General features: G+C 33.4%; 11 protein-coding genes and 1 pseudogene. 9 read left to right on the forward strand and 3 right to left on the reverse strand.

Annotated features, from left to right (window positions below; translation table 11 throughout):
• Positions 1-145 precede the first annotated feature (145 nt).
• The 6 genes from GC105_RS13465 (at position 146) to GC105_RS13490 (ending at position 3890) form a co-directional block, all read left to right on the forward strand.
• Positions 146-514 carry an ArsR/SmtB family transcription factor gene (locus GC105_RS13465; protein WP_152805767.1) on the forward strand — a complete coding sequence of 123 codons (369 nt, stop codon included), beginning with the start codon at positions 146-148 and terminating at the stop codon, positions 512-514.
• A 15-nt stretch (positions 515-529) separates the two neighbouring features.
• Positions 530-1546, forward strand: a complete 1017-nt coding sequence (locus tag GC105_RS13470) for a permease (protein WP_152805770.1) — start codon at positions 530-532, stop codon at positions 1544-1546.
• A gap of 35 nt (positions 1547-1581) precedes the next feature.
• Positions 1582-1809: a thioredoxin family protein gene (locus GC105_RS13475; RefSeq protein ID WP_152805772.1), complete on the forward strand. Its 228-nt coding sequence runs from the start codon at positions 1582-1584 to the stop codon at positions 1807-1809.
• A gap of 112 nt (positions 1810-1921) precedes the next feature.
• Entirely contained in the window at positions 1922-2290 is a 369-nt protein-coding gene (locus tag GC105_RS13480; protein WP_152805775.1) for a putative zinc-binding protein, read from the forward strand.
• A gap of 28 nt (positions 2291-2318) precedes the next feature.
• A complete protein-coding gene (locus GC105_RS13485) occupies positions 2319-3368 on the forward strand; it encodes an aminotransferase class V-fold PLP-dependent enzyme (protein ID WP_343030037.1) in 1050 nt (349 codons plus the stop codon).
• Positions 3369-3371: 3 nt separating this feature from the next.
• The gene (locus GC105_RS13490) at positions 3372-3890 is read left to right on the forward strand and encodes a (Fe-S)-binding protein (protein WP_152805777.1); all 519 of its coding nucleotides are present in this window, start codon (positions 3372-3374) and stop codon (positions 3888-3890) included.
• Positions 3891-4285: 395 nt separating this feature from the next.
• On the opposite strand, the gene GC105_RS13495 is transcribed toward GC105_RS13490, so the two are convergent.
• Positions 4286-5839, reverse strand: a complete 1554-nt coding sequence (locus GC105_RS13495) for an ABC-F family ATP-binding cassette domain-containing protein (protein WP_152805778.1) — start codon at positions 5837-5839, stop codon at positions 4286-4288.
• Between the two features lie 345 nt (positions 5840-6184).
• Between GC105_RS13495 and GC105_RS13500 the strand changes: the two genes are divergently transcribed.
• Complete coding sequence (locus GC105_RS13500) at positions 6185-6451, forward strand: FMN-binding protein (protein ID WP_343030038.1); 267 nt, start codon at positions 6185-6187, stop codon at positions 6449-6451.
• 339 nt (positions 6452-6790) lie between these two features.
• Here GC105_RS13500 and GC105_RS13505 read toward each other — a convergent pair whose 3' ends face one another.
• A complete protein-coding gene (locus GC105_RS13505) occupies positions 6791-7768 on the reverse strand; it encodes a uroporphyrinogen decarboxylase family protein (RefSeq protein WP_152805785.1) in 978 nt (325 codons plus the stop codon).
• Positions 7769-7812: 44 nt separating this feature from the next.
• The gene (locus GC105_RS13510; RefSeq protein WP_152805788.1) at positions 7813-9048 is read right to left on the reverse strand and encodes an MFS transporter; all 1236 of its coding nucleotides are present in this window, start codon (positions 9046-9048) and stop codon (positions 7813-7815) included.
• A gap of 277 nt (positions 9049-9325) precedes the next feature.
• Between GC105_RS13510 and GC105_RS13515 the strand changes: the two genes are divergently transcribed.
• Both GC105_RS13515 and GC105_RS13520 read left to right on the forward strand, forming a co-directional pair.
• Entirely contained in the window at positions 9326-9997 is a 672-nt protein-coding gene (locus GC105_RS13515; RefSeq protein ID WP_193708424.1) for a TetR/AcrR family transcriptional regulator, read from the forward strand.
• Between the two features lie 180 nt (positions 9998-10177).
• Positions 10178-10378, forward strand: a pseudogene (locus tag GC105_RS13520) (DUF255 domain-containing protein); the annotation flags it as partial.
• Between the last annotated feature and the right edge of the window lie 199 nt (positions 10379-10577).

Raw genomic sequence — 10577 nt, forward strand, 5'->3', positions numbered from 1 at the left:
TACTTAGCCCATTTTTGTCTCGTCATTGAAGTTTTTATTTGTTAATCTTCCAATGGGATTAGGTTTAAGAAGTGAAAAACAAATATTGTAGGAATAAGTTGACAATACCAATTAATAAGCATTATATGATTTATAGGAGTGAAAAATGGATAAACTATTAAATTTATTTAAAGTACTGTCAGATGAAACTAGACTAAGAATTTTAGTATTACTTTACCATAAGAAGTTATGTGTTTGTCAAATACAGGGTGTACTAAAAGAATCACAACCTAAGATCTCTAAACACTTAGGGAAATTGCGAGATATGGGGTTTGTTCGTGATGAAAGAAAAGAACAATTTATATACTATTATTTAGATGATAATAATAAAACACTTAAAAATTTACTAAAGGAAATTATAGACGATGTAGAGCAGTATCCGATTATAAAAAATGATTTATTAGAAATTGTGGATGCAGAACAATATATAGAAGCTAAAAAGAAAGAGCTTCTTTCTGGAGATAGGAACATTTAAAAAGGAGGGTCAAATATGGATTTTATATCGTTAATATTCAGTTGGTTAAATGATCAATTATTAAAGATGGATTGGTTGTTTAACTTAATCAAGTGGCTTACAGAAGACGTTTTAGGTTTATCAATACAAGATAAGGTTGGTGGTAGTCTCCACTTTTTCATATACGATACTATTAAAATATTCATACTCTTATCCGTATTAATATTTGCCATATCATATATTCAAAGTTACTTTCCACCAGAGAGAACAAAGAAATTATTAGGAGGGATAAAAGGGGTTAGAGGGAATATTCTCGGGGCTCTTTTGGGTACTATAACTCCCTTTTGTAGCTGTTCTAGTATCCCAATTTTTATTGGCTTTACTTCAGCAGGATTACCTGTAGGGATTACTTTTTCATTTTTGATATCCTCACCTCTAGTAGATTTAGCATCATTGCTTCTACTTATGTCTTTCTTTGGTCCAAAAATAGCAATTGCTTATGTGATTGTTGGACTCGTTTTAGCTGTAATTGGTGGAACAATCATTGATAAACTAAAAATGGATGAATACATAGAAGGCTACGTCAAAGAGATAGAAGATGTAGACGCTGAAATTGAAGAAATGACGAGAAAAGAGAGAATAACCTATGCTAAAGAGCAAGTTGTTGAGATTTTTCATAGAGTTTGGCTTTACGTATTAATTGGGGTTGGAATAGGAGCTCTTATACACAACTGGATACCACAGTCTTTTATAGAAACGGCCATTGGATCAGGTAACCCATTTTCAGTTTTAATTGCCACTGTTGTTGGGATTCCCATGTACGCTGATATATTTGGAACATTACCTATTGCAGAAGCTTTATTTGGTAAAGGCGTAGGCATTGGCACAGTTTTAGCATTTATGATGGCAGTAACGGCTTTATCACTACCATCAATGATAATGCTAAGTAAAGTAGTAAAAAGAAAACTACTAGTGCTGTTTGTAGTTATAGTAGCTATAGGTATTGTTATTATAGGATATTCATTTAATGCGTTTTCATTTTTGTTGATCTAGAGAAATAAAATAAATGATTTAAGGAGAGAAAAACTATGATTATCAAAGTATTAGGAACAGGGTGTACCAATTGCAAAAAGTTAGAAGCAAACACAAAAAAAGCTGTAGAAGAAATGGGAATTGATGCAACTGTAGAAAAAGTCAGCGACATGAAAGAGATTATGTCCTATGGTGTCATGAAAACTCCAGCTCTTGTAGTAGATGAAAAAGTGAAAATAATGGGTAGAGTACCATCCAGCGAGGACATCAAGAAATATCTATAAACAAAGCTTGAATAAGGTGAGTAATGAGCTACTACCTACTAAGTACTGTCCTCGTGTCCTGATGAATGTTTCTTGTGGCAGTATACATATGTAATAAAGGAGGTTATTAATTATGAGTGAAGAAGAGAAAAATGAACTGCGAATTGTCGCCTGTCCAGGAATGTGCAATCTAGCTAAGTTAACCTCAAACGCAGCCGCCCAGGTAGCAAATGATGGGCATGGAAAGTTTGTAAAATTAGCTGGTCGTGCTAAGGAAGTAAAAATGAGATTAGCAGAAGCCGCTGAAGGTGCACAAGAATGGGTGTTAGTTGAAGGTTGCGATTATAGATGTGGTAAAAAATTTCTCGATAGAGAAGGGATTCAGGTTGAAAAAAATTTCCTAGTGTCAAGTACTGGTATAGAACGTGGAATTCATGTTGTTTACGGTGATGAAGTGGTAAAACATGTAGTCAAAGCTATTAAAGCTTTTCTTGATAATTAATTAATAGTATACGTAAGAGGTGAATCTAGTGAGTATATATTTAGATAATGCAGCAACTACATACCCTAAACCGCAAACGGTCATCGAGTCCATGGCTAATTTTATGACGAATATAGGTGCTACCTCTGGTAGAGGTGCTTATGAAAAAGCACTACAATCAGATATGTTGGTTTACCAAGTAAGAAAACGTATCGCAACTTTATTTAATTTTAATGATCCTAAAAAAGTTATCTTTTCTTTAAATGCTACGGAATCATTAAACATAGCCATAAAAGGGATTCTTAAAAAAGGGGATCATGTTATTACTAGTTCTATTGAACATAATGCTGTTTGGCGCTGCTTAAAGACACTAGAGAGAGATATAGGAATAACTATATCAGTTGTACCTTTCAAAGAAATCGGAGAGATATGTAGAAAATACAATATACCATTCTTAGTTGATGCAGCTCAGACAGCAGGTGTATTTCCTATTGATGTAAAAGAGAGCAATATCAGTTTATTGGCGTTTACAGGACATAAGGGTTTGCTAGGTCCAATGGGAATTGGAGGACTTGTTATAAACTGGGAGGGTGATTTAAATCCTCTTAAATCTGGTGGAACTGGTGGTGACTCAGCATATGAGTACCAACCCGATTACTATCCAAATAGATTAGAAACTGGTACACTCAATGTTCCTGGTATAATAGGTCTTGGAGAGGGAATAAAATACATACAAGAAATTGGAGAAGATAAAATTCACTCCAAAGAAAAACTATTGTTACGCTACGCTTTTAACCAATTGCAAAAAATCAAAGATATCATTATTTATGGACCAAAAGATAGTGAGAAAATTATTGGTGTAATTTCTTTTAATTTAAAAGGTAAGTCTTGCGAAGGAGTTGCTTATGAATTAGATCAACAGTTTGGGATAATGATTAGGGCAGGATTACATTGTGCCCCTTCAGCTCATGAAATTATTGGTACAAAAAAAGTAGGTACTTGTAGAATTGGGATTGGATATTTCAATGAGAAGGAAGATATTGAGTTTTTAGTAGAAGCACTTAAGAAAGTAAATAAGTTGAGTGAAGGGAATTGTTAAAACATGTTTTTAGAAGAAGTAAGAGTTACTTTTATTGAGCCCTGCACAGCAGATGCAAATAAAATGAGGTTTAAAGCTAAATTTTCAAGGGATATCTCGGAAATACTTCCATATCTGAATGCCCAGATAAAGACAGCGCAATATAATCATACAGCTGGAAACTTAACGTTTAACCAAGGAATTAAAATAATTACTATTTATAGCGATTCACTTGCAGTTGCGAAAATTATAAATGAAACGGAAGCATATGAAATGAGTGAATACATTCAAGATTTAATAAATGAGATTTATGAAAAAAAAGATGACATAGCTCCTCTATTTGAGACGCGAAAAAAACCTTCGGCATTTGAAATCTATAAATATTTACCAAAGACAAATTGCCGAAAGTGTGGGGAAACGACCTGTTTAGCATTTGGAACAAAGTTAGTGTTAGGTCAATATCAAATAGAAAAATGTCGAACAATACATGAAGTTGAGTACAAAGAGAAGTTAGATAGGATGATGGGAATATTGAATTGCTAAATAGATAATTGTTAATTTAACCTTAGAGCGTATTTGCGACAGGACATCAGCCCTATTGGTGTAATACAGGTGTTTTCCCAATTAATATTCTCAATATTCTAAGTATTATGATAAGTTTTAATTATTTCTATTTATAGAATTTATATCGAATAAGCGCTTTTATCATCAAGGTATTTATTAAAAAACTGTAAGTCTATATGCTGTCCTCATACTAGATATAGGTTCTAGTTATAGTTGTATATAAAGGTTGCAGGTGTGCTAGTTATCGCGAAGTAATGAGCCAAGTGGCTGATTGCAGACATTTGGCGACTGCCGCATAACCGCGAGAAACTCGTAAAGTGTGTTTCTTGCGGTTTAATAATATAGCTTTTGTAGAATAATCATTTTCCTGGATTTTATAGATTTGTTGAGTACTGCTCAAGATTCCAGATTTCAGTAGCTACATCCTTGTAAAATTCCGGTTCGTGAGATATTAATAGTATCCCACCTTTATATTCTTTTAAGGATCTTTTCAATTCATTTTTTGCATCTACATCCAGATGGTTTGTAGGTTCATCTAGAAGCAATATGTTAGACTCTCTATTTAATATCTTACAAAGTCTTACCTTGGCTTGTTCCCCACCGCTTAGAACCATTATCTTGGATTCAATATGGTTAGTAGTTAGTCCACATTTAGCCAGTGCGACCCTTACTTCAAACTGAGTCCAACTGGGAAATTCTTGCCATATCTCCTCTATACAGGATCTATCATTCTTTCCCTTTATCTCCTGCTCGAAGTATCCAATCTCCAAAGTATCTCCCAATTCTACTTCACCTTCATAAGGCTTTATTTGTCCTAATATTGATTTCATAAAAGTAGTCTTACCGATACCATTTGCTCCTACTATGGCAATTCTTTGACCTCTTTCCATTACAAGATTTAATGGTTTAGATAGTGGACAATCATACCCTATGACTAAATCCTTGGCTTCAAATATAAGCTTTCCAGCAGTTCTCCCTTCTTTGAATTTAAACTCTGGCTTCGGTTTATCCCTTGCCAACTCAATAATATTCATCTTATCCAACTTTTTCTGTCTGGACATAGCCATATTTCTTGTAGCAACCCTAGCTTTATTTCTAGCAACAAAATCCTCGAGTTCTGCAATTTCCTGTTGTTGTCTTTTATATGCTGCTTCATGCTGAGATTTTTTAGCTTCATAAACCCGTTCAAAATCGTTATAATTTCCTACATAACGGGTGACTTCTTTATCCTCTACGTGATATATAAGGTTTACTACGCTATTTAAGAATGTAATATCATGGGATATAAGTAAAAAGGCATTTTCATATTCCTGAAGATATCTCTTAAGCCATACTACATGTTGTTCATCTAAATAGTTGGTAGGTTCATCGAGCATAAGGATATCTGGTTTTTCTAAAAGTAGCTTTGCTAAAAGGACTTTAGTTCTTTGACCACCACTTAAGTCGTCTACATCCCTTTCTAATCCAATTTCATCAAGTCCTAGTCCTCTGGCTGTTTCTCCTACCTTTGAGTCAACAATATAGAAGTCATTATGGTCTAGGATATCCTGAATGGTTCCTACCTCTTCCATTATTGCATCTAGTTCATCCTCAGATACCTCACCCATCTTCATATATAAATCCTGCATTTCTTGCTCCATATCGAATAGATACTTAAAAGCACCCCTAAGGGCATCTCTGATGCTCATGCCCTTTTCAAGGACCGTATGTTGGTCTAAGTATCCTACTCTAACTCTCTTTGCCCATTCTATCTGACCTTCATCAGGCTCAAGCTTACCAGTTATTATGTTCATAAAAGAGGATTTGCCTTCGCCATTTGCTCCTATTAAACCTACGTGCTCCCCTTTTAAAAGTCTGAAGGATACATCTTTTAAAATTTCTCTGCCGCCATAATCATGATTTAGGTTATTTACTGTTAATATACTCATTTAAGACACCTCTAATTAGTTCAAAATTCATAATGCATAATGCACTATTCTGCTTTTATATCTTACCTATTCTAAGGTTAATAATCAATAGTTAAGTCTAGAAAACACTTATCTTTCTTTTTATCTTGAAATCTTGAAGCGGGAGCGATACCCAATTTGTCTAGACTGAAAGGAAAGAGAAGGTGAATGGTATTACCCCTATACCGCTAACTTAGATGCTGATATTGAAGAAGGGCTCAAAGAAGGCTGGCTTTACAAAGCTGATACCATTGAGGAATTAGCAAAATTCTTCGGAACTACGAACCTAAAGGAAACTATAGACGAGCCTGTTCTAGCGGAAAATACATAGATGGTACTTATTCAAAAGAGGCTAGTGGCAATGGAGGTAAAATGACTGTAGAAGTGAAAATCATAGGTGAAAAAATAAACGAAATCAATGTCTTAGATAATCAAGAAACACCTACGATGATTACAACAGTTGAAGAAACATTAATACCTCAAATAATCAAAGGGCAGACCATCGAAGCCGTTGATACCGTATCAGGAGCAACGAATTCTAGCAATGCAGTATTAGATGCAGTAGGTCAATCTTTAGCAGAAGCAACTAAATAAATTGATGGATTAGAAGATCAAAACAATGGCTAACAGTAATAGAAATTCATCCTATTACTGTTAGCCACTTGTATTTAAGAATTTAATTTGTTATTTACTCAATGTTTCCACTAATAAAAGTGTGTTGAATACTTGATAAATCAAACAAATTGGAAAATTGCACTATTTCTAAACGTCCATCGAAAAGAATGTAAAATAAAGTAATTTAAATGAATTAAGCGCATAATTGTACAAATATGTAGTAACTATTTAATTAATATATTACATCACTGATATTGTTTAATGATAAAAGGTATTAAAACTGGTTAGTATTTCATAGGTGGCATTTACGATATGAAACTAGAACATTTTTTTGCTCATTCTTTCAATTGCTGCATTTGTTTCCTCATAAACACCTGAGAAAGAACTCATATCTAAACCTTGGCTTAAATTTGGAATAAAGTAGTATTTGCCGCACCTTTTACATGCCTGTTCTACATATTCTTCAACAATTTCTGGAGTCCATCCAGGAAAGTCAACGACACCGCTATCAATATCCCCCATAAAAGTAATTTCTTTACCATATTTATTGATAAGCTCAGGAGTGTTATTCGTAGTCATAACTCCCTGCCAGATATCGATGCCCATTTCAATCATATAGGGTACTAGGTTAGCTGCATAAGTATCACTATGATGAACAATTAATTCAACACCATTATCTTTCCAAAATCCATATATTTTTTTATACGCAGGTACAAAAAATTCTTCAAACATTTCAGGAGAAAGGAAGGAATTCTTTTGGCTACCCCAGTCATCATGATGGAAAAGTGCATCAGGATGAAGATGTTCAATCACTACTTTAGCATATTCTAACTCATATTGAGTTAGATATTCAATGAGTTCATGAATTGCTTCAGGTTCTTCATAAAATGCCATCAACGCATCTTCCATTCCCATAAGGTGATGTGTCATTTCAAATAGCCCAGGCCAAACTACAGCAGCTACAAATTTATCGTTACGATCAATAGAATTAGCGTGATCTATCGCTGCTCCCCACACTTCTTCGGGAAAATCAATGGAAGGTGATTTAACGTATTTTTTCCAATCTGTAATATCCTTTAATACTTTATGTTCCTCATCATGTAATGGGAATTCACCGAGTTGACCTTCTGGCCAGCTAAATGTGATACCCCATCCGTTAGTGACTTCCGAGCCTGGTTCAGGCCCTTGTTCCATAGGTGCTTCTAGTATCATTTCCATAAACTCATATTGGTTTACAAATCGGTCTGGATTGCCACCCTTCATGGTTTCTATTAAATTCTGTCTTTTTGTTAACATATATTTAAACCCCCTTATGTTTTATTAGATAAAGTTAAGCTTATTTATTCTTCTACTATTGCACTTCCTTTTATATTAAGTGCTTGATACTCTGAAGGATATTTTTTATTTCGGATTGTGAGCAATACGGATGCTACAGAACCTATAGCTAATACCGATATATAGACAGGCATAGTTCCTGTTAATGTATCTACTCCTATAATGCCTTGAAGATAGGTAACTAGATATGTAGAGATGAAAAAACTAACTCCATTCACTGCTGTGATGATACCGATAGAATTTGAAATCTGAGATGGTGGAACGACTACTGTAGCTCTCATATAAAAATAAGAAAAACCGTTACCATAAGCAGCTCCCATTATTGTACACACTACACCAACAATAATAGCATTTTGGGTAATTAAAAGAATTAAGTAACCTAAAGCTAAAATAATATAGCTAGGGATGATTGATCCTCTGCCCAATTTAGAATATGTAACTCCGAAAAGAAGACATGCACATAGGCTGCCGATAGTTCCAAGGGATGATAGAATACCAACAAGAGATTCGTTGCCAATGCTGTTTTCAAGTACATATACAGCTATTTGGAAGAAAATAACTCCATACATAGCATTCCAAATAAACATTGAAATACATAAAGAACCAAATGTCTTAAGAGGAATAGGATCTTTTTTAATAGCTTTTTTATTTTCATCTACGTTTTGCTTCTCCGGAGGAGTTTTGGGGACGAATAATACGACCATAATTAATATGGGTACCCCAATCCAGTATACCTTGAATACTGACTGCCAGGAGTCTGCTGCAAAATATCCTGCTATTAATCCAATCACTGCTCCAACACCAGCCATTGAACCATTGAATGCTCCCATCATTGCACTCCGCTTATTTTCATTAGTATAAACTTCTGCTATTAATGACATAGCAGTTACGTTGATAAAGCCAATCCCCACGCCCACCAGGGAACGCATAGCTGCAATATAGAAGGCACTTTCAATAACAACTCCGAAAATAGCTCCTACTGTAAATAATGCAAATCCAAAGGTAAGAAGGGTCTTTTTACTAAAATACTGGACCAACTTGCCACAGGCGAGAGCTGAAATTACCGAAATTAGTACAGGTCCTGAAATGATGAAATTTACTAAATTGACTTGTGCACCAAAAACTTCAAAGAAACTTCCTATTGCCGGAACGATGACCATGTCAGCCATAACACCTACGTTTGTTAAAAAAAGTGCAGCTAAAAATAGAATCATCCTTCCCTTACTCATTTCTTTTTGCATAAAACAATACCTCCTCTTAATTTTTTAAATACTAAATAGTAGATAAGATGTGTTACCTAACATAGAATCATCGCAGAGCTCCAACATATGTCATAGATTACAAACATAATATAACTTTGAATAAGAATATGGTATAATTAAGTTATAACTTAATTTAGTTATAACTTAATTTGATGCAATTGTCAACATATAGTTGTAATAAAAAATAAATTTATAATTTTATATTTAACCATTACTAAATTTTTGCTATAATTAATAAATACTGGAGGGGATCAACTTGGCAACCTATGATAATGGACTCAATACAAAAGAAACCATAATAAACAGTTGTAAAAAACTTTTTTACGAAAATGGATATGTAAAGACAACATATAGTGATATTTGTGAAGATGCAAATATCAACCAAGGATCAATTTACTATCACTTTAAGAGAAAAAATAACATCGCTGGCATTATATATTGTGATTTTCTTTCACAGAATAAAAAGTTTATACATAATATAATAGGGGACAAGTATGGGCTGCAAATTTGTACTGCCGTTGAAATTAGAAATTATTGGAATATGTTTCTAAATGATGAAAAAGCAAAGAAGTTTTATTATGAAATTGCAAAAGAGAGAATTGTAGTTGAAAGTTTTAAAGAAACTGGTGAAGAATTCTTTAGATTGCATAGAAAAGAATATAACCTTGATATAGATGATGAGAAATTAAAACTTATAAACTTGTCTAGTTCAGCAATTGAATCAGAGTGTATCATAGGTTTAATTGATAATTATATTCATCTAACAATTGATGGAGTAAGTGATTTTGAAATAAGGACAATTTACGAGTTTATGGAAGTTAGTTATAAACGAATTGAGGAAATATTAAGAATTTCAAAAGAAATCTACTCCAAAATGAATGTTCGTATGAACAAATATTTTAAACTTGAACTAATGAAGGACATATGAATTACTTAGTATAATTAAATTCAAAAATATAAGATAACGATTGAAGTGCTAGTTTAATTATAAATAATATAAGAGTATACAATTAGTTATAAGCCAGTATTTATGATACTGGCTTATATTAAAATATAGGTTTTAAATATATAAAAGTAAAATGGGCATAATACTTCCGAAAACAAAAAAATGGAGGTGCTATATTTGTCAAACACAATTTTAACAAATAGATTAGCGCGAGAAACGAGTCATTACCTTATCCAGCATGCGCAAAATCCTGTAGATTGGTATCCATGGGGAGAAGAAGCATTTGAGAGGGCTAAAGACGAAGACAAACCAATTTTTTTAAGTATAGGTTATAGTACTTGTCACTGGTGTCATGTTTGTGAAATAAAGTGATGTACATTAAGCAATGAACTTGATTTATCAACATATATTCGGTGCGTAATTAAAATAGTCTCTTACATAAAAACTTCACTCATCATATTATTGTATTTGTCAACTGAAAAGTGGTCCAAATATTAATTCAAAAACGGTCCACTACTTCTTTCCATTTATCCATGCAACTGTTTCCTCATAACGATGACTT

This window comes from Alkalibaculum sporogenes (genome assembly GCF_009362815.1).
Classification (GTDB): domain Bacteria; phylum Bacillota; class Clostridia; order Eubacteriales; family Alkalibacteraceae; genus Alkalibaculum_A; species Alkalibaculum_A sporogenes.

What these genes read in the sequence shown, in the direction of transcription:
- GC105_RS13465 (WP_152805767.1), top strand. Translation starts at nt 146, where the DNA reads ATGGATAAACTATTAAATTTATTTAAAGTACTGTCAGATGAAACTAGA.
- GC105_RS13470 (WP_152805770.1), top strand. Translation starts at nt 530, where the DNA reads ATGGATTTTATATCGTTAATATTCAGTTGGTTAAATGATCAATTATTA.
- GC105_RS13475 (WP_152805772.1), top strand. Translation starts at nt 1,582, where the DNA reads ATGATTATCAAAGTATTAGGAACAGGGTGTACCAATTGCAAAAAGTTA.
- GC105_RS13480 (WP_152805775.1), top strand. Translation starts at nt 1,922, where the DNA reads ATGAGTGAAGAAGAGAAAAATGAACTGCGAATTGTCGCCTGTCCAGGA.
- GC105_RS13490 (WP_152805777.1), top strand. Translation starts at nt 3,372, where the DNA reads ATGTTTTTAGAAGAAGTAAGAGTTACTTTTATTGAGCCCTGCACAGCA.
- GC105_RS13495 (WP_152805778.1), bottom strand. Translation starts at nt 5,839, where the DNA reads ATGAGTATATTAACAGTAAATAACCTAAATCATGATTATGGCGGCAGA.
- GC105_RS13505 (WP_152805785.1), bottom strand. Translation starts at nt 7,768, where the DNA reads ATGTTAACAAAAAGACAGAATTTAATAGAAACCATGAAGGGTGGCAAT.
- GC105_RS13510 (WP_152805788.1), bottom strand. Translation starts at nt 9,048, where the DNA reads ATGCAAAAAGAAATGAGTAAGGGAAGGATGATTCTATTTTTAGCTGCA.